Raw genomic sequence first — 26,026 nt, 5'->3', positions numbered from 1 at the left:
CGCACCACCAAAAAGGTAGATGCGGGAATAGCTCAGTTGGTAGAGCACGACCTTGCCAAGGTCGGGGTCGCGAGTTCGAGCCTCGTTTCCCGCTCCATTCAACGGCGTGTTAGCAAAGCGGTTATGCACTGGATTGCAAATCCATGTAGCTCGGTTCGACTCCGGGACACGCCTCCATCAAATATCAGTTGTCTATGCCCGAGTGGTGGAATCGGTAGACACAAGGGATTTAAAATCCCTCGCCTTTCGAGGCGTGCCAGTTCAAGTCTGGCTTCGGGCACCATTTAATAGCCACAAAATTAAAAATAGCGGTCTATAATTCTCTCCTCTCAAAAGTTATTCTTATCTTAAGTTTAATCAAATTCTTGAAATACGTCCACGAATAGTGTTTTTTGGCAATGTTTTTCGCCAACTTTGTCAGAAACAGATCGGCAAATTTTCTTTTTTATGAAATTTAATTCGTTTTTTAATGAAAAAGTCTCATCAAATCTTTCCATAAAATCATTGCAATTTAGTTAAAAAAGCGTAGTCTTTTACGCCGATTTGAGAATCATTCACAACTAAAGTTAGGATACAAAATGAAAACAGCATTAAAAATCAGTGCAATTTCTACTGCACTTTTGGCTTTGCCGATGTTGGCAAATGCCGAAGTATTGGCTTCCGTCAAGCCTCTTGGCTTTATTGCCTCTTCCATCGCCGACGGTGTAACCGACACCCAAGTTTTAGTTCCGGCCGGTGCATCGCCGCATGATTACAGCTTGAAATTGTCCGATATTCAAAAAGTGAAAGCGGCTGATCTGGTACTTTGGGTGGGCGAAGATATTGATTCGTTCTTGGATAAACCGGTGAGCCAAATCGATCGCAAAAAAGTGATTACTATTGCTGATTTGGCAGATGTGGAACCATTATTAACAAAAGCCCACCACGAACATTTTCATGAAGAAGGCGAGCATGCTCATAAGCACGAACATAAGCATGAACATAAACACGAGCATGAACATCATCATGATCACGGTGATGAAGGGTTAACCACTAATTGGCATGTGTGGTATTCGCCGGCAATTAGCCAAATTGTGGCGCAAAAAGTCGCGGATAAATTAACCGAGCAGTTCCCCGATAAAAAAGCGCTCATCGCACAAAATTTAGCGAATTTCAACCGTACATTGGCAGAACAAAGCGATAAAATCAAAGCGCAACTTGCACCGTTTGCCGATAAAGGCTTTTTTGTTTTTCATGATGCCTACGGTTATTTCAATGATGCCTACGGCTTAAAACAAAGCGGCTATTTCACCATTAACCCGCTTGTCGCCCCCGGCGCGAAAACGATTGCGCACATTAAAGAGGAAATCGAAGAGCATCGCGTAAACTGCCTTTTCGCCGAACCGCAATTTACGCCGAAAGTGATTGAATCTCTTGCGCAAAGCACCAAAGTGAATGTCGGAAAACTTGATCCGATTGGTGATAGCGTGGCGCTAGGTGCGGGATCTTATGCGAATTTCTTGCAGGCAACGGCGGAAAGCTATGCGCAATGTTTAGCAAAATAGTTTATTGGTGATTTTTAAGAAATGGCGGATTTTATCCGCCATTTTTTGTAGGATGATGGAAAGAAGGAAAACAGGTGCGCATTGAACTACTGAAATAGCACCGCATTGAAGTCTCCAAACAACACCGCATTGGGGGCGCAGATAAAGCGGCTTCAATGCGGTGCTATTTTGGCAGGGCGGCTTTATCGGCATTTTTATCGAACATCGCCCCATTTTCAGCGTAGAATTAAACCACTGCAATAAACAGGAGGTTAACATGGCAAAACAAGATTTAGCTAAACAGGTATTCGATTATGTCTTGAAACAATACGGCACTCAGCCCGAATATCTTTGGAAGTCCTACCCGGATTATGCGGTGTTGCGTCATGCCGATAATCGAAAATGGTATGCCATTGTGATGAATGTTGAGAAGACGTCATTAGGGCTAAGCGGCACGGGGAAATTGGCGGTGATGAACGTGAAATGTTCCCCTGAAATGCTAAGCGTATTTTTGCCGCAAGCCGGTTTTTTACCGGCGTACCACATGAATAAAAATCATTGGATGACGGTGTTGCTAGATGGCTCTGTAGATAACGACAGCATACTGTTTTTATTAAATGCCAGTTTTGATCTCACTGCTACCCGACAAGTGAAAAAGCAACTTGGGATCGCCCGTTATACAGAATGGATCGTGCCGGCTAACCCGAAATATTACGATGTGGAGAAAGACTTGCGCGAAGGTGGTGAAATTTATTGGAAGCAGAGCAACAATATTGCCTTGGATGACATTGTGTATATGTACATCACTGAACCTACGGGGGCTATTCGCTATAAATGCCTGGTGTTGGAGGTAAACATTCCGTATCGGCAAAAACGCACGGATGATTTACAGGTGAAGCGGGTGATGAAAATTCGTTGCTTGAAAGAATATGATAAAAATCTCATTCCACGCGCAAAAATGGCTCAATTCGGTGTCACTTCCGTACGCAGCCCACGGCATATGCCTTATGCATTAAAACAGGAAATTGCACTGTTGACTGGTGATGCTAGCGAAAAGTAAAAACACATTAAAAAACATCGCACTTTGATTTCTCAAAGTGCGATGTTTTTTTATGGAATTTTTTCGCTGCTTCACCGGCTTCAAAATTCAATGGTTTGTTTTCAGCTCGGAATTTATCAAAACGCGGCATGGCAACGCGATTGGCACCGCATTGAAACGAATAAATTGGCCCGGGACAATGTTGTTTGCCGCATTTTCCTTCATTTTTATGCAACCTATCGCAATATCTTGTAAAACCAGTTAAAAAAGCCTACCTCTTTTAAAGGGAACAGTGATAGAGTGAATGTCGCTTGACGTTTGTCATTTACAGGAAAATGGGGCAGCCCATTTCGCAATCATCAACCCAATCATCAAACAGAGGGAAACAGTATGTTAATTGGTGTACCAAGAGAGCTGCTTGATAATGAAAGCCGTGTGGCGGCGACGCCGAAAACGGTTCAGCAGATCTTGAAATTGGGCTTTGACGTGATCGTAGAACACGATGCAGGTTTTAAAGCGAGTTTTGAGGATCAAGCATTTTTAGACGCGGGCGCGAAAATTGGCACGGCAGCTGAAATTTGGCAATCGGATATTATCTTTAAGGTGAATCCGCCAACGGATGAAGAAATTGCCCAAATGAAAGAGGGCGCGACGCTTGTGAGCTTCATTTGGCGTATGCAAAATCCGGAGCTCATGAAAAAACTGACCGCGAAGAAAATCAATGTGCTTGCGATGGATGCGGTGCCTCGTATTTCACGTGCGCAAGCTTTGGATGCGCTTTCCTCTATGGCGAATATTTCCGGTTATCGTGCGGTGATTGAAGCCGCCCACGAGTTTGGCAGTTTCTTCACCGGTCAAATTACCGCGGCAGGTAAAGTTCCGCCGGCTAAAGTGTTGGTGATTGGTGCTGGCGTCGCGGGCTTGGCGGCAATCGGTGCGGCAAACAGCCTTGGTGCGATTGTGCGTGCTTTTGACTCTCGTCCTGAAGTGAAAGAGCAAGTGCAAAGTATGGGTGCAAGCTTCTTAGAAATTGATTTCAAAGAAGAAGGCGGCAGTGGCGATGGTTATGCGAAAGTGATGTCGGAAGAATTCAACCGCCGTGCGATGGCGCTTTATGCAGAACAAGCCAAAGAAGTAGATATTATCATCACTACGGCAGCGATTCCGGGTAAACCGGCGCCACGCTTAATCACCAAAGAAATGGTGGATTCCATGAAACCGGGTTCGGTGATTGTGGATTTGGCGGCAGCAACGGGTGGTAACTGCGAATATACCGAAGCCGGTAAAGTGGTGACCACAGAAAACCAAGTGAAAATTATTGGTTACACCGATTTCCCAAGCCGTTTGCCAACTCAATCTTCTCAACTTTACGGCACAAACTTAGTGAACTTATTGAAACTGTTGTGCAAAGAGAAAGACGGCAACATCAATATTGATTTTGACGACGTAGTATTGCGCGGCGTAACTGTGGTACGCGACGGGGAAGAAATTCCGCCGGCACAAATCCAAGTATCCGCTCAACCAAAACAAGAAGCAAAAGCAGCACCGGCAGCCGAGAAAAAAGAAGCAAAACCGACCGATCCTCGCGTGAAATACGGCGTAATGGCAGGTGTCGGCGTGTTGTTTCTGTGGTTAGCTTCCGTGGCACCGGCAGCCTTCTTATCACACTTCACCGTGTTCGTATTGGCTTGTGTGGTGGGTTATTACGTAGTTTGGAACGTCAGCCATGCACTTCACACCCCATTAATGGCGGTGACCAATGCGATTTCCGGCATTATTATTGTGGGGGCGTTGTTACAAATCGGTCAAGGCAACTTCTTTATTAGCGCACTTGCCTTTGTGGCAATTTTGGTGGCAAGCATCAATATTTTTGGTGGTTTCCGCGTGACACAACGTATGTTAGCAATGTTTAGAAAAGGTTAAGGAGCGCACAATGTCTGAAGGTTTAGTACAGGCTGCGTATATTTTAGCAGCATTACTTTTCATCATGAGTTTGGCCGGTCTTTCTAAACATGAAACCGCCAAAGCAGGTTGCTGGTTCGGGATTGTCGGGATGACAATCGCCCTTATCGCTACCATTTTCGGGCCGCATTCAGAAGGCACATTTTGGATCATCATTGCAATGATTATCGGTGGGGCAATCGGCGTACAACGCGCATTAAAAGTTGAAATGACCGAAATGCCGGAACTGGTGGCGATTCTTCACAGTTTCGTGGGTTTGGCTGCGGTGCTTGTCGGCTTTAACAGCTACGGTTTACATCACAATGCGGTGCTGCCGGAAGGGTTGGATGCGGTGGCGCAAGCGGCGTTTTTCGCCGAACAAGCGGTGTTGAGCAACATCCACAATGTAGAAGTGTTCCTCGGCATCTTTATCGGTGCGGTCACCTTTACCGGTTCCGTAGTCGCGTTCGGTAAACTTAGCGGCAAAATCAATTCAAAAGCGCTCATGTTGCCACATCGTCATAAACTCAATTTAGCGGCATTAGTGGTGTCTGCTTTATTGATGGTGGCGTTCTTAAACAATCCGGACAACATTTTCCCGGTATTACTAATGACGGCGATTGCCCTTGCATTCGGCTGGCATTTAGTGGCATCTATCGGTGGTGCGGATATGCCGGTGGTGGTGTCAATGCTTAACTCCTATTCCGGTTGGGCAGCGGCCGCGGCGGGTTTTATGTTGAACAACGACTTGCTTATCGTGACCGGTGCGCTGGTCGGTTCTTCCGGTGCGATTCTTTCTTACATTATGTGTAAAGCGATGAACCGTTCATTTATCAGTGTCATCGCCGGTGGTTTTGGTAACGATGTTCAAGTATCTTCCGATGAAGAACAAGGCGAGCATCGCGAAACTACGGCAGAAGAGGTGGCGGAATTGTTGAAAAATGCCAATTCTGTCATTATCACACCAGGATACGGTATGGCGGTCGCACAAGCGCAATATCCGGTTGCCGATCTAACCGCGAAATTACGCGAACGCGGCGTGAATGTACGTTTCGGTATTCACCCAGTTGCCGGCCGTTTACCGGGCCATATGAACGTACTGTTAGCGGAAGCGAAAGTGCCTTACGACGTGGTGCTTGAAATGGACGAAATCAATGACGATTTCGCCGATACCGATGTGGTATTGGTTATTGGCGCCAACGACACGGTAAACCCGGCGGCGATGGAAGATCCGAACAGCCCAATCGCCGGCATGCCGGTATTGGAAGTGTGGAAAGCTCAAAATGTAATCGTCTTCAAGCGTTCAATGGCGGTGGGCTATGCCGGCGTACAAAATCCGTTGTTCTTCAAAGAAAACACGCAAATGCTCTTTGGTGATGCGAAAGAACGGGTAGAGGATATTTTAAAAGCGCTGTAAAACGCGCTAAAAACAACCGCACTTTAGGAGACTGAAGTGCGGTTTTTTTGTGTCCGATTGAACGCAGGATTTTTCATCAAATCGATCTGTTATTTCCAATACGCTGAGATCGCTCAACAGCACCGCATTGGAACCGCTTTGAATGCGGTGCTGTTTCGAATAAAGAAAAATAAAACGACTTAAGCTTTAGATAAATTCCACAGCCGCGCGGCACGCCGTAATTTCGGTTTTGTGTCATTACCGCTATTTCTTTTTTTTAGGTAATTTATCTTGTTCTTGCGGCGTGAGATCTTGATAGTTAAACACCGGTAAGCCCCATTCGAAACGAATCGCCAAAATGCGTAAGGTAAAGCTGCTTATTAAGGTGAGGAGTACAGCGAGATTGTGTTCCATCTGCAGCATACTGAAAGCGTAATAAATGAGTGTGGCGAACAAGGCAACGCTGGCGTAGAGTTCTTTTTGGAATACGAGAGGAATACGGTTGCAAAGCAAATCGCGTAATACACCACCGAAAGCTCCGGTGATACAGCCGGCGATACAGACGATTGTTAAGCTGTATCCCATATCCATGGCGATTTGTGCGCCGATGATGGAATATACCACCAAACCCATGGCGTCCAACACTAAGAAAATGGTGCGAAAATAGCGCATAAAGTGATTAATAAACGGCGCCACATATACAGTAACGACGGCTGCGGTCGCCACCATTAAAAAATATTCGGGGTGTTTCACCCAGCCGAGCGGGTAGTGCCCAAGTAACACATCGCGCACCGAGCCGCCACCGATGGCGGTTACCGAAGCAATGATAATTACGCCGAAAATATCCATTTTTTCTCTACCGGCGGCTAAAGCGCCCGTCATTCCTTCGGCGGTGATACCGATAATGTATAAAACGCTGAGTAACATTTAATGTTCCTTGTGAAGCCTTGCTAAACGTGCAAAGGTGCGATTAAAAGCGGGCTCATTCTACTTTAAAACAAGGCTGATTTTTAGCATAATGGCGCATTATTTTTTGCATAGGTTTAGATTATGTCGGAACAATCTTCAACTTTTCGCGCTGCATTGCTTGCTGTACTGTCCATCGGTATGGTGCTGGCGGTGGATCTTTTTATGTTTTCCTTACAATTACAGCCACAAGCCATTCCACATTTGGCGGTGGGCGTGTTAACGGCGCAATTGCTTTCTTTGTTGGTTTTTTATAAAGGCGAAATTTGTCCGGGGCAATGCGCTCGGTTGGTTAAAGTAAATTTGGTTTTTGCGCTTTACTGGGTGGTTTGGTTGGTGATCAGTTTGTTACCGGCTTACCACTATACGCTGACGAATCTGATGAGTTTATGTGGCTTGTCCGTTGTTTATTTTATTTACAAACAACCGAAAGCGCATAATTTGCGTAACGGCTTTTTACGCATGGCAGCGTTGGTGGCGGGCTTTGGTTTGTTAAGTTATTTGATGTTGTTCGGGATATTGCCGTCGGGTGCCTTCGTCGAATATAACCCGCTTGCACCAATGCTCGCCGGCGTGGTACTGGCGAATTTAACTTTAGTCATTGCGCGTAATCGTTTGCAAGGTTTTATCGCCTTATTGCCGCCTACGATGGTTCTCTTGCTTGCTTTCAATGCGGTGCTAATTTTCATGTTCATACTGCTCGGCGGCGAAAATGAACCGAGCGCTGAAGGTGTTTTTGCGTATGCCATTTATTTTGTCTGCCATTTTGCTATTGCGGCGATTTTAGTAATTCATAGCTTGCAAAAATGGACGTTAAGCACCAACAGCTTGTTTATTTTGCTTTTTATCGCCTCTTGTTTACCGCTTTGGATGTTGTTCGTTTAATGGAAAAACAAAATCATTTTGCCGCTTGTGGATATGGTTTCAATGCGGTGCTATTTTAATAAACCAAAAAGTGCGGGAAAATCCCGCACTTTTTAGTTTCAGATTATTCTTCCGAATCTGCGTCTTCCGATACATCTTCATCTGCATCACAAACGCGTTCAAGGCTGACTACGTGTTCGTCGTCTGCGGTGCGAATCAGGCGCACACCTTGGGTGTTACGGCCTACAATGCCGACTTCGCTCACACGCGTACGAACCAAGGTTCCCGCATCGGTGATCAACATAATTTGGTCGGTTTCTTCCACTTGAGTCGCAGCAACTACTTTACCGTTACGCTCGCTGACTTTGATCGAGATCACCCCTTTAGTGTTGCGAGATTTGGTTGGGTATTCGCTTAATTGAGTACGTTTGCCGTAGCCATTTTGAGTTGCGGTTAAAATTGCGCCGTCATTTTTCGGAATAACCAAAGAAACTACTTTGTCGATATTGAGATCAAGGGTTTCTTCTGCATTATCATCGGACACCTCCTCAATTTCGATTGCGCTTTCGTCATCGGATATTTCATTGGTAAGTGCCAGTTTAATGCCGCGCACACCTGTTGCCAAACGTCCCATCGCACGCACTGCGCTTTCTGCGAAACGCACCACGCGACCTTGCGCAGAGAACAACATAATTTCGTTACTGCCGTCGGTGAGATCCACGCCGATAAGCTCGTCTTCGTCACGTAAGTTAAGGGCAATAATGCCGTTTGAACGCGGGCGGCTGAATTCGGTAAGGGCAATTTTCTTCACAATACCGCCGGCTGTTACCATCACCACGAATTTATCTTCTTCATATGCGGAAACCGGCAGAATTGCGGTAATCCGTTCATTTTCTTGTAACGGCAAAATATTTACAATCGGACGACCGCGTGCGCCACGACTAGCTTGTGGAAGTTGATACACTTTCAACCAGTATAAACGTCCGCGGCTAGAGAAGCAGAGAATCGTATCGTGGGTATTTGCCACAAGCAGTTTTTCGATGAAATCTTCTTCTTTCATCTTCGTTGCGGATTTTCCTTTACCGCCGCGACGTTGTGCCTCGTAGTCAGTTAGTGGTTGATATTTCACGTAACCTTCATGAGAAAGCGTCACTACCACGTCTTCTTGGACGATAAGATCTTCCAAATCAATATCGCCGGAAGCGCTGGTAATTTCGGTACGGCGCTCGTCACCAAATTGACTTTTCACTTCTGTTAATTCTTCGCGAATCACTTCCATTAAGCGTTCCGCGCTGCTTAAAATATGTAGGAGATCGGCAATTTTTACCAATAATTCTTGATACTCTGCAACGACTTCTTCAAAAGCAATGCCGGTTAAACGGTGTAAGCGAAGCTCTAAAATTGCGTTTACTTGAGCCAGCGACAAATAATATTGCTCGCCTTGAATACCGAGATTTTCTTCTAAATCATCCGGTTTTGCGGATATATCTAGTAAATTGATTATGTCGCTGTGCAGCGCCCAGGAGCGTGAACTAATGGCATTTGCCGCTTCTTCACGATTTTTCGAATTACGAATGATAGAAATCATTTCATCGATATTCGAACGCGCCACCGCCAAGCCTTCTAAAATATGGGTACGTTCGCGCGCTTTACGAAGTTCGAAGATCGAACGACGGGTCACCACTTCGCGACGATGCAAGACGAAGGCTTCAATGATTTCTTTTAAGTTGAACAAACGCGGCTGACCGTGATCCAACGCCACCATGTTAATGCCGAACGTAACTTGCATTTGGGTAAGCGAGTAAAGGTGATTTAATACCACTTCGCCGACTGCATCGCGTTTGATATCGATTTCAATGCGGATCCCTTCTTTGTTAGAAAGGTCGGTGATATTGCTGATGCCTTCGATTTTTTTCTCGCGAATTAATTCTGCAATTTTTTCTACTAATTTTGCTTTGTTGACTTGGTACGGCAATTCAGACACGATGATTTGCTCGCGGCCTTTATCATTTGTTTCGACCGCTGCACGTGCACGAACATAAACTTTACCTCGACCGGTACGGTAGGCTTCCTCAATGCCTTTACGACCATTAATTAGCGCGGCGGTTGGAAAGTCCGGACCCGGAATATGTTGCATGAGTTCATCAATCGTGATCTCGTTATTGTCAATATATGCCAAGCAGCCGTTTAATACTTCGTTTAAATTGTGCGGCGGGATATTAGTTGCCATCCCTACGGCAATACCGGAAGAACCGTTTGCCAAAAGCGCCGGAATACGGGTCGGCAATACGTCTGGAATCATCAATTCGCCGTCATAGTTAGGCGAGAAATTTACGGTTTCTTTATCCAAGTCCGTTAATAAGGCTTGCGTGATTTTTTGCATACGCACTTCGGTATAACGCATCGCCGCCGGCGCATCGCCATCGATCGAACCGAAGTTGCCCTGACCATCAACCAACATATAACGAAGAGAGAACGGTTGCGCCATACGCACGATGGTGTCGTACACGGCAGAATCGCCGTGCGGGTGATATTTACCGATTACATCACCCACCACACGAGCCGATTTCACATATTTTTTATTCGCTGTATTGCCTTCGCGATCCATTGAGAACAATACGCGGCGATGAACCGGTTTTAAGCCATCACGCACATCGGGCAAAGCTCGTCCAACAATGACCGACATCGCGTAGTCGAGATAGGAAGATTTGAGTTCTTCTTCAATATTGACAGAGGTAATGGATGATTGGATTGAATCCGTCATTGATATTCCTTTTTCGCTCAAAAAAATTGCGCGAATTATAGCATAGCGGCATGATTTTCCCTAATTCTTCCCGTAAAAAACGGCATTTTAGTTTCATTAAAATGCCGTTTAAAAATAGTTTTAAAATTGACTGAATTTAACTGAATTCAATGCGGTGCTATTTGGCTACCTCATTGAACCAGTAAATAAAAATTACTGTTGCCGCGCAAAATATTTAATGCAACGGCGGACGGTTTATCTTCCAACACTTTACGCAAATCTTGCGTATTTTTCACCGCTTGACGATTTACGCCGATGATAATATCACCCGCTTTCAAACCACGTTGGGCAGCCAAAGAATTCGGTTGTACCTTGCCGATTTCAACGCCTTTCACGCCTTTGCCGTTATAGTCGCTGAGTTCTGCGCCGTCTAAAGCTTGCAATTCGATTTTGCTTGCCCCCGCGATTTTGCCGTCGTCTGCTTGCAATGTAACGTTTACATCTTGCGATCTGCCGTCGCGTAGATAAGTGAGTTCGATTTCTTTGCCCGCGCCGGCAGTCGCGATTTTGGCACGCATTTCTGCAAAGCTGGAAATTTTTTGTCCGTTCATTGCAGTGATGACATCGCCCGCTTTGATGCCGGCTTTTTCCGCTGCTGAACCCGGTAACACTTCGCTGACAAAGGCGCCTTGTTGCGCGTTGACATTGAAGGCTTTAGCGAGGTCCGCATTGAGCTCGCCGCCTTTAATACCAAGCAAGCCACGGCGCACTTCGCCGAATGCTAAAATTTGTTGCACGATGTTATTTGCCTGGTTGCTTGGAATCGCAAAGGCGATGCCTGCATTGCCGCCGCTCGGGGAGATAATTGCAGTATTAATGCCGATCAATTCGCCGTTTAAATTTACTAAGGCGCCACCAGAGTTACCGCGGTTTACCGCCGCATCGGTTTGAATATAGTTTTCGTAGGCACCGCTGTCGGAACCGGTCGAACGTCCCAATGCGGAAATGATTCCCGACGTCACGGTTTGCCCTAAACCAAAGGGATTGCCGATCGCGACGGTAAAATCGCCCACGCGTAATTTATCGGAATCGGCAAATTTTAGGGCGGTTAGATGGGTCGGTTTTTCAATTTGAAGCAGCGCGATGTCCGATTGCTCGTCTTTACCCACTAATTTCGCTTTAAATTCACGTCCGTCTTGTAATGTAACGTTAATTTTATCCGCTTCGTTAATCACGTGATTATTGGTCAATACGTAGCCTTTATCCGCATCAATAATTACACCGGAACCTAAGCCGCGAAAGTTGCGTCCGCCATCACGACGGCTACCGAATTGATCGACAAATTGATCGCCGAAGAAGAATTTAAATTCTTCCGGGATATCGTCCGGTAGAGCAGAGCGTCCGGCATTTTTGACTTTTCCTTCTACGGAAATCGTCACTACCGCCGGTTGTACTTTTTCCAACATTGGCGCCAAGCTGTTTTGTTCGCTGATAAAACTCGGCAAGCTTGCTTGCGTGCTGAAAGAACTGCTTAAAACGCTTAAACCTAACGCGATACCGCTTAATACGAAATGTCTTTTTTTCATAATCTCTCCAAGTAAATATGTGTCAAAAAAGTGTCTCGTCTGACAAAGATATGAGGAAAATGTTCGGCAAAAACAAGGCGTTTGCTAAAAAAAATGCGGTCAATTTGATTTGACCGCACTTTGATCTGCCCCCAAAAAGTTGGACAGGTTAGTTAACTTAAATATTGAGCTCGGTATTGTACCGGGCTCAATCCTTTTAAATCGAGTTTAATTCGTTCTTGATTGTAATACACCAAATATTCTTCAATTTCAGCCTGTAATTCAGCGATTGAATGATAGCTCCGTGAATAAAAACACTCTGATTTTAGTATCGCAAAAAAACTTTCAATCACCGCATTATCGTAGCAATTTCCTCGGCGGCTCATACTTTGAACCGCTTTACCCTCCAACATTTTCTCCCATTCCGCCGTGCCATACAATACACCTTGGTCGCTATGAATAATCGGGCATTCTGTCGGTTTAAGCCGACTAAGCCCTTGTTCTAACATCTTTTTTACCAATGAAAACTTCGGGCGTGTCGCAAAGTTATAGGCAATAATTTCTCGGTTAGCCAAGTCCATCAACGGTGAAAAATAAAGCTTTTCTTGCGTAAAATGGAATGAATACCTAACTCGTTCATCAGCTTTAACACCGTTTTATGATTCAAATTAAAACCCATTTGGCGTAATTTAAACGTCATGGGGCGATAACCATCTCGTTTTCTGTTCTTTTTATACAGCGATAAGATAGCCTCTTTTACCTCGTGATAATTTCGCTTAATCTCTTTATAGTAAAAGCTTGAGCGAGGCATTTTAGCCATATGAAGTAAATCATTTAACGCATGGTCCGGCTTCAATCTTTCAATGATTTTTCTGTCGTTGTTTTTGACGGTCGAGCTTCTCCAACTCCTTTAGGTAAGCAATCTCCGCACGAGCCAAGGCGAGCTCTCGTTGTAACTTTTTAAACGCTTTAGGTGAAAAGTCTGTAGTTTCCGGGATTTCAATGTCTTTCTTTTTCATCTTTGGCTTCGCTATTTTCGGCGTTTGAAGGTTTGTATGAGGTGATTTTACGCCATCAATCCCTCTTTCCCGAAATGCTTTTAGCCAATAAATGACGAGAGCGTGGGAAATTTTATGAAGTTTAGCCACCTCACGGATACCATAATCCTGTTCGGTGACGAGTTTGATAATTTTCAAACGAAATTGATAAGAGTAGGACATAATCTGCACCTCAAAATAGGTGTCCAGATTTTGGGATGCAGATCAAAGTGATTGAAAGTTATTTCAAAATAAACATCGGTGTATTGCTGATAGGATCACGATGAATGATGACATCCAAATCAAAAACATCCTTCAGTAACTCTTCGGTCATCACTTCATCGGGCGTACCTTGTGCCATTACTGCACCTTTTTTCATGACGATTAAGTGATCGCAATAGCGACAGGCTTGGTTGAGATCATGCAACACCGTAATCACGGTTTTACCGTTTTGTTGCATTTGTCTCATCATGCCCATGAGTTCTGCTTGGCGGTTTAAATCCAGATAAGTAGTCGGCTCATCGAGTAGCACTAATTCAGCATCTTGCGCAAGAGTCATGGCTAAAAATACCCGTTGTTGTTGACCACCAGATAAATCAAAAACCAGCTGTTCGGCGAATTCGGTAGTTTGTGTTTGCGCCATCGCCCAAGTGACCAATTCTTCATCTTTTGGGCTGAGTTTGCCCCAAAGATTTAAGTAAGGCGAACGCCCGTAGGCGATCAATTCCCGCACTTTAATCCCTTCAGGTACCAAGTGTTGTTGCGGGAGAAAAGCCAATTCTTGGGCATATTCTTTAGGGCTTTTTTGCCAAATATCTTGACCTTTATGGGTGATTGAACCTTCTTTCGGCTTAAGCAAGCGAGCCACCGCTTTTAATGTGGTGGACTTACAGCAGCCATTTGGGCCGATTAATGCAATCACTTTATTTTTCGGGAATTTTAGCGACAGATTTTTAACCATGAGTTTATCTTGATAACCTAAAGATAAATTATTGATTTCAATGCTCATTATTTAGTTCTCATCAATAAATAGAAGAAATATGGCGCACCGATAATCGCAGTCAGAATACCCGCTGGTAGCTCAGTTGGTGGGTCAATCACCCGCGCCAAAATATCCGAAAGTTGTAATAAGAGGGCGCCAATAATCAAGGCTGCCGGTAATAGGATGCGATGTCTGCCGCCGACTAAACGACGGGCAAGATGCGGAGCAACCAAGCCTAAAAAGGCAATTGGACCACAAATTGCCACGGCTGTAGTGGAAAGAGCTACCGCTAGCACTAAAACGCTAATTTGCACTTTATTTACGGTTACGCCCAAGGTGGAGGCTTTGTTTTCACCTAAACCAAGGGTATCGAGATCGCGACAGAAAATAAATGGTAAGGGCAGCAATACCACTAACCATGGCAATACCACATTCAAATAAGACCAGCTGCGCCCCCATAGACTACCGGTGAGCCATAACATAGCTGTGTTGATCTCGACCGGATTGGTGAGCATCAGATAATGACTAATGGCTGCCCACAATGCGGAAAGTGCGACTCCAATAATTGCCATTTTGATAGGGCGGAAGTTAAAGCCGCATACGATCCATAAAATGACAAAAGAGAGTACGCCGCCTAAAAAGGCAAAAATTGGCATCCAGTAAAATGCCAAGTTTGGCAAGAACATCAATACCGAAACGGCAACCAACCCAGCCGCATTGTTAATCCCTAAAATATCGGGAGAGGCAAGCGGATTGCGCACTACGCTTTGTACTAATACACCAGAAATTGCTAAAGCTCCACCCAATAAAATCGCTAATACTGCACGGGGTAGACGATATTCCATCAAGGTAAAATAGTTTTTATCATCGGGTTGAAAGGCCGCCCAAATTTCCTCAAAGGAAAGCGTGTAAGTGCCAAGGCGAATACTTAATCCAAAGAGTAGTACCATCAAACTAAGCGTAATGACATAAAAGCCGATAGCGCGAAAAGATACATGAGAAGCTCGCATTAGTCTCTTCCTCTGGCAAATAATACAAAGACTGGGGCACCGATTAAGGCAAGTACCGCACCAGCAGGCACTTCACTAGGGAAATTAACCGCACGGGCAATGGTATCTGCAGCCAGCATTAAAATTGCGCCGAGTAACATCGCCATGGGGAGCGATTTTCGCAAGTCATAACCAATCCAATAGCGGGCAAGATGGGGCACGAGTAAGCCAATAAAGGCCACAGGGCCAGCAACACTCACACTAGAACCCACAATCAATAACGCCATGATGTTAGCGTACCAACGTAAACGGAAGAGATTGATGCCTAGTGAACGAGCGGATTCATCGCTTAAATTGAGTAAGTTCAAACGGCTGGCAAAAAATAGGCAAAAAAGTGCGGTCAAAATAAAGAACGGAAATAACGTCAATAATTCATTCCAACGGGCATGTGCAATGCCGCCAGCTAGCCAGCTCATAATACCGAAGGCATGATCTTCCGCGATAATGAGCACCAATTTCGTCAGCGCTGCACAAAGTAGTGATACGGCAATCCCCGCTAAAATCACTCGGCTACGATCTCCACTGTTGTCTTTCCATCCGTTGCTGATCAGCATCACCACAAACCAACTCAGACCGCCACCGATACTGGCCACTAAGGCAATACTATAACCAGAAAGAATCAAGGGGCTAAACGCACTGGCGGTCACCATGGCAAGACTGGCTCCCGAGTTCACGCTGAGTAGCGTAGGCGAGGCTAGTGGATTGCGCGTAATGGTTTGTAACAACGCCCCCGCCACTGCAAGATTGGCACCTAAAATCATGCCAACTAATGCTCGAGGTAGGCGTAAATCGGTTACCGTGATTTTGGCAATTTCATCGCCATCGGGGAGGAACGCTTGTAACGCTGCAAGCGGTCGAATTTCGATGGGATAATACAAAAACAGGCTTCCCCATAATAGGAAAGCCAGAATGATAAGGGGAAGTCCCCAACGGAAAGTGGACTTCATCATTATTTTTGTTTCACGAAACCTTCAATTTGTTTTGCCATAATTTTGCTCGCTTCTAAGCCGCGGCCACGCGCCCACATGTCGGAGTCAACGCTGTAAACATGATTTGCTTTTACGGCAGGAATGGCTTTCCAAAGTGGCTCGGCTTCCCATTTGCGCGCAATACTTTCATCACGGTAATGGGCGATGAACAAGTATTCCGGTTTTTCCATTACTAATTGTTCAAGGTTGATTTCCACGAAAGCCTGATCGCTATTGAGTTTGGTTGGGGCAAAACCTAATGTCGTTAAGAAACTACCCACATAGCCATTGTCATTTTGGATATTAAATTTATCTTCTCGGGAAGTACCAAATGAGGCTTTTTTGCCTTGTACACCTAGATTTTTTGCAATGTTGGCAATGTAATCATTATGTTCATTGATCTTCGCTTTCATTTCAGCGCTTTTACCCACTAAATCACCAATTTTTTGTGCTGTTTCAAGGTTTTCTTGATAGCTTTCATGACGAGAATCGAACATCACCGTTGGTGCGATTTTTTTCAATTCTTCAAACACCGCTGTGTGACGGGAAGGATCGGCAATAATTAAATCAGGTTTGAGAGATGCTATTACTTCAAGGCTTGGCTGAGAACGCGTGCCAACGGATTGCCATGCAGCAATTTTTTCGCGTACTTGCGGCAGAATACGATCGACTTTGTTATCGTCGGCCACACCCACTGGGCTTACACCGACTTGGGCTAAGGCATCCACAAAAGAATATTCCAACGCCACAACACGGCTTGGGGTTTTATCAAGGGTAAATTCGCCTTTTGCATCTTTAATCGTGACGGCACTAGCAAATGCAGATGCCATCAATAATGCGGAAGCTAAAGTGGTTTTTAATAATTTTTTCATGTTGTGTCCTCAATAATAAAAAGCGTTTGGATTATACATTCAAACAATGTTATTGAGAATAGTTATATTTTAGATGTTTGGTCGGATTTCTCTATTTCGCCCGCATTCTAGTAAGCAAACTGACGGCAACAATAATGACTAATGAACCAATCCAGAAATTTAGGCTTGGTACGTTATCCCAGAATAACCAGTCACAGATGCTGGAAAAATGACACCGGTAAAAGCAAAAGGCGTAAAATGACATTCGCTGGCGCGTATTTAAAGGCGCGAGTGAGTAATAATTGGAAAATAAGACCGAATCCGCCCACCAAAAGCAGTAATGCAAATCCATGTAATGTTGGCATTTTCCACTGTGCGATGAAAAAAAGTGGCAATAAAATTGAGCCTAATAAGTGAAAGTAAAACACGATATTTTTAGGTGAATTGTGTTTATTGAGCTCTTGTAAGCTGATAAATGCCATGGCTGCTAATACTGCCGCCCCCAAAGCGTAGCCTACATGGATAGGATTGATATTCATTGAGCCGTTGGTCAGCATAATGATGGATACACCGACAAAACCCATAAAACTGCAAGCTAATACTTTTAATGGTGTTCTGACTTTGAAGAAAAACAGCAGTAAAGGCACAAAAAGTGCGGACGTATTCATCAATAAAATCGTAATGGAAATCGGCAAATATTTAATGGCGTAGAAGGTTAGCAACATACGGGCAATGCCGGCTAGATTGCGCAAAACGAGAAACTTCCATTGGGACATATCGACTTTGAAATCCCCATCTTTAATCAAAAAGGGCAAGAGAAAAACAAAATCAATAAAAAAACGGGAAAATAAAATTTCACTGGACGGTAATTCATCAGAGGCGTATTTTACAAAGACGCCCATTAAGGCAATGCTGATGTAAGCTAACACCATACAAACAACAGCTTTTTGATAATTATTGCGGAGATGTATGTTTTGATCTACCCCCAAAAAGTTGGACAGGTTAGTTAACTTAAATATTGAGCTCGGTATTGCACCGGGCTCAATCCTTTTAAACCAAGTTTAATTCGTTTTTGGTTGTAATACACCAAATATTCTTCAATCTCAGCCTGTAATTCAGCGATTGAATTATAACTCCGAGAGTAAAAACACTCGGATTTTAATATCGCAAAAAAACTTTCAATCACCGCATTATCGTAGCAATTTCCTCGGCGACTCATACTTTGAACCGCTTTACCCTCCAACATCTTTACCCATTCCGCCGAGCCATACAATACGCCTTGGTCGCTATGAATAATCGGGCATTCTGTCGGTTTAATCCTACTAAGCCCTTGTTCTAACATCTTTTTTACCAATGAAAACTTCGGGCGTGTTGCAAAGTTATAGGCAATAATTTCTCGGTTAGCCAAGTCCATCAACGGTGAAAAATAAAGCTTTTCTTGCCCAACCTGAAATTCCGTTACATCCGTTATCCATTTTTGATTGAGTGCCGTTGCTGTAAAATCACGATTCAGTAAATTCGGAGCTATACGCGATGTTTTTCCTCGTTTTCCATGTCTTTTTTTGCGTAAAATGGAATGAATACCTAACTCATTCATTAGTCTTAACACCGTTTTATGATTCAAATGGAAACCCACTTGGCGTAATTTAAACGTCATAGGGCGATAACCATCTCGTTTTCTGTTCTTTTTATACAGCGATAAGATAGCCTCTTTTACCTCGTGATAATTTCACTTAATCTCTTTATAGTAAAAACTTGAGCGAGGCATTTTAGCCACACGAAGTAAATCATTTAACGCGTGGTCTGGCTTCAATCTTTCAATGATTTTTCTTTTTTTCTGTCGTTGTTTTTGACGGTCGAGCTTCTCCAACTCCTTTAGGTAAGCTATCTCCGCACGAGCCAAGGCGAGTTCTCGTTGTAACTTTTTAAACGCTTTAGGTGAAAAGTCTGTGGTTTCCGGGATTTTAATGTCTTTCTTTTTCATCTTTGGCTTCACTATTTTCGGGGGTTGAAGGTTTGTATGAGGCGATTTTACGCCATCAAGCCCTCTTTCCCGAAATGCTTTTAGCCAATAAATGACGAGAGCGTGGGAAATTTTATGAAGTTTAGCCACCTCACGGATACCATAATCCTGTTCGGTGACGAGCTTGATAATTTTCAAACGAAATTGATAAGAGTAGGACATAATCTGCACCTCAAATTAGGTGTCCAGGTTTTGGGGTGCAGATCATTTTTATTACATTAATGTTCTCTTGTTTTAAAGAATGCCACATCAGGATAACGTTCTTGCGCAAGGTTTAGATTTACCATTGTTGGCGCGATGTAAGTAAGATTATCGCCACCGTCTAACGCCAAGTTTTGCTCGTTTTTACGTTTAAACTCTTCAAATTTTTTCGCGTCGCCACATTCCACCCAACGTGCAGTTGCGACGTTAACGGTTTCATAAATGGCTTCGACGTTGTATTCAGATTTCAAACGCGAAACGACCACGTCAAACTGCAACACGCCAACTGCACCAACGATTAAATCGTTGTTCAACAACGGACGGAAAACCTGCACGGCGCCTTCTTCGGAAAGCTGTACCAAGCCTTTTAATAATTGCTTTTGCTTGAGTGGATCTTTCAAACGAATACGGCGGAATAATTCCGGTGCAAAGTTTGGAATGCCCGTGAATTTTAATTCTTCCCCTTGGGTAAAGGTATCGCCGATTTGAATCGTGCCGTGATTATGCAAGCCGATAATGTCGCCTGCATAGGCTTCTTCCGCATGCGCACGGTCGCCCGCCATAAAGGTTAACGCATCGGAAATCACCACCTCTTTGCCGATACGCACATGTTTGAGTTTCATGCCTTTTTCATATTTGCCGGACACGACACGTAAGAAAGCAACACGGTCGCGGTGTTTTGGATCCATATTGGCTTGAATTTTAAACACGAAACCACTGAATTTTTCTTCATCGGCAGACACTTTACGCACATCTGCCTGGCGAGCTTGTGGCGCCGGCGCCCATTCCGTTAAGCCGTCAAGGAAATGATCCACGCCGAAATTCCCCAATGCGGTGCCAAAAAAGACCGGCGTCAGTTCGCCATTTAGAAATAAATCCAAGTCAAATTCATTGCTTGCACCTTTCACCAACTCCAATTCATCACGCAATTGTTGTGCCAAATCGTCACCTACGGCGTTATCCAATTCCGGATTGTTCAAGCCTTTCACAATGCGCACGTCTTGAATGGTGTGCCCTTGCCCGGTTTGGTAAAGATAAGTTTCATCTTTATACAAGTGATACACGCCTTTAAACAATTTGCCGCAGCCGATAGGCCAAGTAATGGGTGCGCAGTGAATTTTTAATATGTTTTCTACTTCATCCAACAATTCCATCGGATCGCGAATATCACGGTCAAGTTTGTTCATAAATGTGATAATTGGCGTGTCGCGCAAACGGGCAACTTCCATCAATTTAATAGTACGATCCTCAACCCCTTTCGCGGAGTCGATCACCATCAAACAGCTGTCCACCGCCGTTAAAGTGCGGTAAGTATCTTCAGAGAAATCCTCATGTCCCGGGGTATCCAGCAGGTTGACCAAACAGTCGTTGTATGGGAATTGCATTACGGAAGTGGTAATGGAAATCCCACGTTGTTTTTCCATTTCCATCCAGTCGGATTTCGCATGCTGAGCGGAGCCTTTGCCCTTCACCGAACCGGCTTTTTGAATGGCGTTACCATAAAGCAAAACCTTTTCGGTAATGGTGGTTTTACCCGCATCGGGGTGAGAAATAATCGCAAAAGTGCGGCGTTTGTTAACTTGTTCTAAAGGGTAAGTCATTTTTTCTTTCTTTGGGCTACTAAAAATGGCGGCTATTTTCTCTGATTTTGAGATTTTGCTCAAACTAAATCGACGAAATTCAGTGAATCGCATGGTTTTTTGAAAAATAGCAAACGTTTGCTTGAAAAGTACGGTACAATACGCGCCAGTTTTTACAACGATAAAAAGGTGCAAACCATGACACAGCAAAATCTAAGTCTTAAAAAAATCTATTCCGGCAAAGTGCGGGATTTATATGAAATCGATGGTAAACGGATGTTGATGGTAGCGACGGATCGGTTGTCGGCATTCGATGTGATTTTAGATGAGCCGATTCCGCGCAAAGGCGAAATCCTGACACAAATTTCTAACTTTTGGTTTAACAAACTGGCGCACATTATGCCAAATCATTTCACCGGCGACAGCGTTTACGATGTGTTACCCAAAGCGGAAGCCGATTTAGTCAAGGATCGTGCGGTGGTTTGTAAACGTTTAACCCCGATTAAAATTGAATCGATCGTGCGCGGGTATTTAACCGGCAGCGGTTTGAAAGATTATAAACATACCGGCACCATTTGTGGTTTAGTTTTGCCAAAAGGGTTGGTGGAAGCCAGCAAATTGCCTGAGCCAATTTTCACGCCGTCCAGCAAAGAAGAAATCGGTAATCACGATATTAATATTAGCTATGCCGAGTGTGAAAACTTAATCGGCAAAGATTTGGCGGCACAGGTGAGAGAAAAAGCCATCGCCCTTTATACGGAAGCAGCAAAATATGCTTTAACCAAAGGCATTATTATTTGCGACACCAAATTTGAATTTGGTTTGGACGAAAACGGTACTTTAACTTTGATGGATGAAGTGTTAACGCCGGATTCCAGCCGTTTTTGGTCGGTGGAAACCTATAAAGAAGGTACCAATCCGCCCTCTTTTGATAAACAGTTCATTCGAGATTGGTTAGAAAACAGTGGTTGGAACAAACAACCGCCAGCGCCGAAAGTTCCGCTAGATGTAATTGAAAAGACCGTGGCGAAATATCAAGAAGCCTTGGATCTTCTAACAAAATAACAATGAAATCTCTATTTATCGCGGGAATTTTTATAAACGAAACTCAAATTCACTGCTTTATAATAAATTCTTAATTGAAGTAGAAAATTGCTAGACAAGCAGGAAAGATACAGTTATATTTTTTGAGTTTTTATTCATTAAAAATGATTAAATATTCAAACTAAGTTAAAAATTAAGGAAGAGAAAATGTCAAATACAATTTTGCAACATTTACCTAAGGGGCAAAAAGTCGGTATCGCTTTTTCAGGTGGTTTGGATACCAGCGCTGCATTGCTTTGGATGCGTCAGAAAGGTGCGGTGCCTTATGCTTACACAGCGAACTTAGGTCAGCCGGATGAAGAGGATTATAATGCGATTCCGCAAAAAGCCATGGCTTACGGTGCGGAAAATGCCCGTTTAATCGACTGTCGCGCGCAATTGGTGCGTGAAGGTATTGCGGCGATTCAATGCGGTGCTTTCCACATTTCAACTGGTGGTATTCCCTATTTTAACACCACGCCGCTTGGCCGCGCGGTAACGGGTACTATGTTGGTTGCAGCGATGAAAGAAGATAACGTTAATATTTGGGGCGATGGCTCAACCTTCAAAGGTAATGATATTGAACGTTTTTATCGCTACGGTTTATTAACTAACCCGCAATTAAAAATTTACAAACCATGGCTTGACGATCAATTTATCCAGGAATTGGGAGGCCGTTTTGAAATGTCGCAATTTTTAATCGAAAACGGCTTTGACTACAAAATGTCCGTGGAAAAGGCCTATTCCACCGATTCCAACATGCTCGGCGCAACTCACGAAGCGAAAGATTTAGAAGAATTAAGCACCAGTATGAAAATCGTAAAACCGATTATGGGCGTGGCGTTCTGGGATGAAAATGTCGAAATAAAACCTGAAACTGTCATCGTAACTTTCGAAGAAGGTGTGCCTGTTGCATTGAACGGTAAACGTTTTGACGATGTGGTTGATATGATGCTAGAAGCCAACCGCATTGGAGGCCGTCACGGATTAGGTATGTCCGACCAAATCGAGAACCGTATTATTGAAGCGAAATCTCGTGGCATTTATGAAGCGCCTGGGATGGCATTATTGCATATTGCGTATGAGCGTTTGGTAACCGGTATTCACAATGAAGACACCATCGAACAATACCGCATCAATGGTTTGCGTTTAGGCCGCTTGTTATACCAAGGTCGTTGGTTCGACCCACAAGCATTAATGTTGCGCGAAACTGCACAACGTTGGGTTGCCAAAGCGATTACCGGCAGCGTAACGCTTGAATTGCGTCGCGGTAATGACTTTACCATTCTTAATACTGAATCGCCGAACTTAACTTATGAGGCGGAACGTTTAAGTATGGAAAAAGTGGAAGATGCGCCGTTCGCTCCAATTGATCGTATTGGTCAATTAACTATGCGCAATCTTGACGTTGCCGACACGCGCGGTAAATTGGGTATCTACGCAGAAACCGGTTTGTTGCTTGCGGGTAAGGATTCCGTGTTACCGCAACTTGGTAAAAAATAGATCAGAATAAAAAAATCCGCATTCAAGCTTAATAATTTGAATGCGGATTTTTTATTTATATATGTTTTATTTACCTACTTCATCTAACATGCTTTCTTTGGCTGCGTTTAGGTATTGAATCATCGACCACACAGTTAAAATTACGGCCACATAAAGTAGAATGATGGCAAGAACTTCCATATAGATGTTATAGCGCCATAATAAACCACCTAAAGCAAGCATTTGTGAAGTCGTTTTAACTTTACCTAGCCAGGATACAGCAACTTTGTTGCGCTCACCTAATTCCGCCATCCATTCACGTAAAGCGGAAATAATAATTTCACGGGAAATCATTATAATCGCAGGAATAGTGATCCAGAAGGTATGCTGATACTCCACGATTAATACAAGAGCGGCGACTACCATTACTTTGTCGGCAACGGGGTCTAAGAATGCACCAAAACGGGTTGTTTGTTTCCATTTGCGGGCAAGATAGCCGTCAAGCCAATCCGTTACGCCGGCGATAAAGAAAATAAACGTAGTAATGAATGGGGCCGATTCGATAGGAAGATAAAAAGCGATCACAAAGAAAGGGATCAAGAACACTCGGAAAATAGTCAGAAAGATAGGAACATTAAATTTCATAAAAGTGACCGCACTGATTATACATGGCTTTATTCTAAAGGATCTTTAGCTATAAAAAAAGCCACACAATGTGGCTTTCCTGTAAAGGTTAGATAAAGATTAAAGTTTATCTGCGTTTTGTTTTAAGTATTTTGCAACGCCTTCAGGACTATCTTTCATTCCTTCTTTACCTTTTTCCCACTGTGCCGGGCAAACTTCGCCGTGTTCTTCATGGAATTGTAAAGCATCAACCATACGTAACATTTCATCAATATTGCGACCTAACGGAAGGTCATTCACAACTTGGTGACGAACCACTCCATTTTTGTCGATCAAGAATGAAGCGCGCAATGCAACGCCTGCTTCAGGGTGTTCGATACCGTATGCTTGAGCAATTTCATGTTTAACGTCAGCTGCTAATGCGTATTTAACTTGGCCAATACCGCCGTTTTCAGTTGGGGTATTACGCCAAGCGTTGTGAGTAAATTGAGAGTCAATAGATACACCGACGACTTCTACGCCACGTTTTTTGAATTCTTCATAACGGTGATCGAATGCGATTAATTCTGATGGACATACGAAAGTGAAGTCTAACGGATAAAAGAAGATTACCGCTGCTTTACCTTCAATGTGTTTTTTAAAATTGAAATTGTCAACGATTTCACCATTGCCTAAAACTGCAGATGAAGTAAAATCCGGGGCTTGACGAGTTACTAATACCATAATCATAATTCCTTATATTAATAAGTTAATAAAAATTTTGCTAACGCAAAATACGCGCGGGATTGTAGAGAAATTAATCGTATTTTTATAGCAGTTTTTATCTATTACATTAATTAATATTATCTAATTAAAGGTGAAATATATGTCAACACAACATTCATTAGCCACAACCTTGGTTCATGCCGGACGGAATAAACGTTTTTCCCAAGGTGCGGTGAATCCGGTGATTCAACGCGCTTCTTCACTCGTTTTCGACAGTATGGCCGATAAAAAATATTGCACACAAAATCGTTATAAAGGTGAATTATTTTATGGGCGTCGCGGTACGCTTACGCATTTTGCTTTACAGGATTTAATGTGTGAAATGGAAGGCGGAGCCGGTTGTTACCTTTATCCTTGCGGTGCGGCGGCGGTGACCAATGCGATTTTATCTTTTGTGAAAAGCGGTGATCACGTTTTAATGAGCGGCGCGGCTTACGAACCGACACAAGATTTCTGCAATATCATATTGAAGAAAATGCAGATTGACACGACTTATTACGACCCGCTTATCGGGTCCGACATCGCAAAATTAGTTCAACCGAATAGCAAAGTGCTTTTTCTTGAAGCGCCAAGTTCTATTACTATGGAAGTACCGGATATTCCGACAATTGTAAAAGCGGTACGCGCGGTCAATCCTGAAATCGTGATTATGATTGATAATACTTGGGGGGCAGGTGTGTTATTCAAAGCGCTTGAACATGATATAGATATTTCCATTCAGGCCGGTACGAAATATCTCGTGGGACATTCCGATGTCATGATCGGCACCGCATTGGCGAATGCCCGCACTTGGGATCAGCTACGCGAACATTCTTATTTAATGGGGCAAATGGTGGATGCAGATTCCGCTTATACCACCGCGCGTGGCATTCGCACATTAAACGTTCGTTTAAAACAACACCACGAAAGCGGCTTAAAAATTGCGCAATGGTTAAGCGCACAGCCGGAAGTGAAAGTGGTTTATCACCCAGCCTTACCAAGTTGTCCGGGGCATGAATTTTTTCTACGTGATTTTAATGGTGCGAGCGGTTTGTTCTCTTTTGAATTAAACCAACGTTTAACTAATGAGCAAACAGCGCAATTTATGGATCACTTTAAACTCTTTACGATGGCCTATTCTTGGGGGGGATTTGAATCCTTGATTTTATGCAACCAACCGGAAGAAGTCGCTAAAATCCGCCCGAATATCGAACGAAAACTAACGGGTTCATTGATTCGTGTGCATATCGGTTTTGAAGATCCGGAAGAATTAATTGCCGATTTAAAAGCCGGTTTTGAACGAATCGCCTAACTTCTTTTCCCATTTCTTCAGGGCTTGCGCAGCAAGCCCTTATTTACTCAACC

General features: G+C 43.8%; 21 protein-coding genes, 3 tRNA genes and 4 pseudogenes. 11 read left to right on the top strand and 17 right to left on the bottom strand.

Translation table 11 applies throughout. The features are described from left to right. The first annotated feature begins 21 nt into the window (after positions 1 to 21). The 4 genes from AB3F25_RS05660 (at position 22) to znuA (ending at position 1,544) form a co-directional block, all read left to right on the top strand. A tRNA-Gly gene (locus AB3F25_RS05660) sits at positions 22 to 97 on the top strand. Between the two features lie 6 nt (positions 98 to 103). Next, positions 104 to 177, top strand: a tRNA-Cys gene (locus tag AB3F25_RS05655). Positions 178 to 196: 19 nt separating this feature from the next. Further along, positions 197 to 283 (top strand) — tRNA-Leu (locus tag AB3F25_RS05650). Between the two features lie 295 nt (positions 284 to 578). After that, on the top strand, positions 579 to 1,544 hold the full coding sequence (gene znuA / locus AB3F25_RS05645; RefSeq protein ID WP_373602905.1) for a zinc ABC transporter substrate-binding protein ZnuA: 966 nt from the start codon (positions 579 to 581) through the stop codon (positions 1,542 to 1,544). On the opposite strand, the gene AB3F25_RS05640 is transcribed toward znuA, so the two are convergent. After that, positions 1,533 to 1,802, bottom strand: a complete 270-nt coding sequence (locus AB3F25_RS05640) for a hypothetical protein (RefSeq protein WP_373602904.1) — start codon at positions 1,800 to 1,802, stop codon at positions 1,533 to 1,535. The genes znuA and AB3F25_RS05640 overlap by 12 nt on opposite strands. Here AB3F25_RS05640 and AB3F25_RS05635 point away from each other — a divergent pair. The 3 genes from AB3F25_RS05635 (at position 1,801) to pntB (ending at position 5,920) form a co-directional block, all read left to right on the top strand. Next, a complete protein-coding gene (locus AB3F25_RS05635) occupies positions 1,801 to 2,583 on the top strand; it encodes an MmcQ/YjbR family DNA-binding protein (protein WP_373602903.1) in 783 nt (260 codons plus the stop codon). The two genes, AB3F25_RS05640 and AB3F25_RS05635, sit on opposite strands and share 2 nt — an antisense overlap. Before the next feature lie 369 nt (positions 2,584 to 2,952). Further along, positions 2,953 to 4,485 (top strand): Re/Si-specific NAD(P)(+) transhydrogenase subunit alpha, encoded by a 1,533-nt coding sequence (gene pntA, locus AB3F25_RS05630; RefSeq protein ID WP_373602902.1) that lies wholly within the window; start codon positions 2,953 to 2,955, stop codon positions 4,483 to 4,485. Positions 4,486 to 4,495: 10 nt separating this feature from the next. Further along, positions 4,496 to 5,920 carry a Re/Si-specific NAD(P)(+) transhydrogenase subunit beta gene (gene pntB / locus AB3F25_RS05625; RefSeq protein WP_373602901.1) on the top strand — a complete coding sequence of 475 codons (1,425 nt, stop codon included), beginning with the start codon at positions 4,496 to 4,498 and terminating at the stop codon, positions 5,918 to 5,920. A gap of 243 nt (positions 5,921 to 6,163) precedes the next feature. Here pntB and AB3F25_RS05620 read toward each other — a convergent pair whose 3' ends face one another. Beyond that, positions 6,164 to 6,826 carry a trimeric intracellular cation channel family protein gene (locus AB3F25_RS05620; RefSeq protein WP_373602900.1) on the bottom strand — a complete coding sequence of 221 codons (663 nt, stop codon included), beginning with the start codon at positions 6,824 to 6,826 and terminating at the stop codon, positions 6,164 to 6,166. A gap of 123 nt (positions 6,827 to 6,949) precedes the next feature. Here AB3F25_RS05620 and AB3F25_RS05615 point away from each other — a divergent pair, with 123 nt between their 5' ends. Beyond that, positions 6,950 to 7,750: a hypothetical protein gene (locus AB3F25_RS05615; RefSeq protein ID WP_373602899.1), complete on the top strand. Its 801-nt coding sequence runs from the start codon at positions 6,950 to 6,952 to the stop codon at positions 7,748 to 7,750. A gap of 103 nt (positions 7,751 to 7,853) precedes the next feature. Here AB3F25_RS05615 and gyrA read toward each other — a convergent pair whose 3' ends face one another. The 13 genes and pseudogenes from gyrA to prfC form a co-directional block, all read right to left on the bottom strand. Beyond that, positions 7,854 to 10,493, bottom strand: a complete 2,640-nt coding sequence (gyrA, locus tag AB3F25_RS05610) for a DNA topoisomerase (ATP-hydrolyzing) subunit A (protein WP_373602898.1) — start codon at positions 10,491 to 10,493, stop codon at positions 7,854 to 7,856. A 170-nt stretch (positions 10,494 to 10,663) separates the two neighbouring features. After that, on the bottom strand, positions 10,664 to 12,058 hold the full coding sequence (locus AB3F25_RS05605) for a DegQ family serine endoprotease (protein WP_373602897.1): 1,395 nt from the start codon (positions 12,056 to 12,058) through the stop codon (positions 10,664 to 10,666). Between the two features lie 152 nt (positions 12,059 to 12,210). After that, positions 12,211 to 12,645: pseudogene (locus AB3F25_RS05600) on the bottom strand (IS3 family transposase); the annotation flags it as partial. Then, positions 12,618 to 12,848, bottom strand: coding sequence for an IS3 family transposase (locus AB3F25_RS05595; protein ID WP_373604340.1), 231 nt, complete (start codon positions 12,846 to 12,848; stop codon positions 12,618 to 12,620). The pseudogene AB3F25_RS05600 and the gene AB3F25_RS05595, both read right to left, overlap by 28 nt. Before the next feature lie 49 nt (positions 12,849 to 12,897). Continuing rightward, a complete protein-coding gene (locus tag AB3F25_RS05590; RefSeq protein ID WP_373602896.1) occupies positions 12,898 to 13,257 on the bottom strand; it encodes a transposase in 360 nt (119 codons plus the stop codon). Between the two features lie 58 nt (positions 13,258 to 13,315). Further along, positions 13,316 to 14,083: a Fe(3+) dicitrate ABC transporter ATP-binding protein FecE gene (gene fecE, locus AB3F25_RS05585; protein WP_373602895.1), complete on the bottom strand. Its 768-nt coding sequence runs from the start codon at positions 14,081 to 14,083 to the stop codon at positions 13,316 to 13,318. Then, the gene (gene fecD / locus AB3F25_RS05580) at positions 14,083 to 15,066 is read right to left on the bottom strand and encodes a Fe(3+) dicitrate ABC transporter permease subunit FecD (protein ID WP_373602894.1); all 984 of its coding nucleotides are present in this window, start codon (positions 15,064 to 15,066) and stop codon (positions 14,083 to 14,085) included. The genes fecE and fecD overlap by 1 nt, the downstream gene beginning before the upstream one ends. Continuing rightward, positions 15,066 to 16,055 (bottom strand): iron-dicitrate ABC transporter permease FecC, encoded by a 990-nt coding sequence (gene fecC, locus AB3F25_RS05575; RefSeq protein WP_373602893.1) that lies wholly within the window; start codon positions 16,053 to 16,055, stop codon positions 15,066 to 15,068. The genes fecD and fecC overlap by 1 nt, the downstream gene beginning before the upstream one ends. Then, the gene (locus tag AB3F25_RS05570) at positions 16,055 to 16,945 is read right to left on the bottom strand and encodes a Fe(3+) dicitrate ABC transporter substrate-binding protein (protein WP_070867699.1); all 891 of its coding nucleotides are present in this window, start codon (positions 16,943 to 16,945) and stop codon (positions 16,055 to 16,057) included. The genes fecC and AB3F25_RS05570 overlap by 1 nt, the downstream gene beginning before the upstream one ends. Before the next feature lie 91 nt (positions 16,946 to 17,036). After that, positions 17,037 to 17,856, bottom strand: a pseudogene (locus AB3F25_RS05565) (DMT family transporter). A 74-nt stretch (positions 17,857 to 17,930) separates the two neighbouring features. Then, a pseudogene (locus tag AB3F25_RS05560) lies at positions 17,931 to 18,635 on the bottom strand (IS3 family transposase); the annotation flags it as partial. A 111-nt stretch (positions 18,636 to 18,746) separates the two neighbouring features. Further along, positions 18,747 to 19,109: pseudogene (locus AB3F25_RS05555) on the bottom strand (transposase); the annotation flags it as partial. A gap of 56 nt (positions 19,110 to 19,165) precedes the next feature. After that, positions 19,166 to 20,749, bottom strand: a complete 1,584-nt coding sequence (gene prfC, locus AB3F25_RS05550; protein ID WP_373602892.1) for a peptide chain release factor 3 — start codon at positions 20,747 to 20,749, stop codon at positions 19,166 to 19,168. A gap of 177 nt (positions 20,750 to 20,926) precedes the next feature. On the opposite strand from prfC, the gene AB3F25_RS05545 reads away from it, so the two are divergent. Continuing rightward, entirely contained in the window at positions 20,927 to 21,793 is an 867-nt protein-coding gene (locus AB3F25_RS05545) for a phosphoribosylaminoimidazolesuccinocarboxamide synthase (protein ID WP_373602891.1), read from the top strand. A gap of 186 nt (positions 21,794 to 21,979) precedes the next feature. Further along, positions 21,980 to 23,314 (top strand): argininosuccinate synthase, encoded by a 1,335-nt coding sequence (gene argG, locus AB3F25_RS05540; protein WP_373602890.1) that lies wholly within the window; start codon positions 21,980 to 21,982, stop codon positions 23,312 to 23,314. Positions 23,315 to 23,380: 66 nt separating this feature from the next. Here argG and pgsA read toward each other — a convergent pair whose 3' ends face one another. Next, entirely contained in the window at positions 23,381 to 23,938 is a 558-nt protein-coding gene (gene pgsA, locus AB3F25_RS05535) for a CDP-diacylglycerol--glycerol-3-phosphate 3-phosphatidyltransferase (protein ID WP_373602889.1), read from the bottom strand. A gap of 99 nt (positions 23,939 to 24,037) precedes the next feature. Further along, positions 24,038 to 24,640, bottom strand: coding sequence for a peroxiredoxin C (locus AB3F25_RS05530; RefSeq protein ID WP_373602888.1), 603 nt, complete (start codon positions 24,638 to 24,640; stop codon positions 24,038 to 24,040). Between the two features lie 142 nt (positions 24,641 to 24,782). Here AB3F25_RS05530 and metC point away from each other — a divergent pair, with 142 nt between their 5' ends. Further along, positions 24,783 to 25,973, top strand: coding sequence for a cystathionine beta-lyase (gene metC, locus AB3F25_RS05525; RefSeq protein WP_373602887.1), 1,191 nt, complete (start codon positions 24,783 to 24,785; stop codon positions 25,971 to 25,973). Positions 25,974 to 26,026: the final 53 nt, after the last annotated feature.

This window comes from Aggregatibacter sp. HMT-949, assembly GCF_041734645.1.
Classification (GTDB): Bacteria; Pseudomonadota; Gammaproteobacteria; order Enterobacterales; family Pasteurellaceae; genus Rodentibacter.
This window is presented reverse-complemented; position numbering and strand designations above follow the sequence as displayed.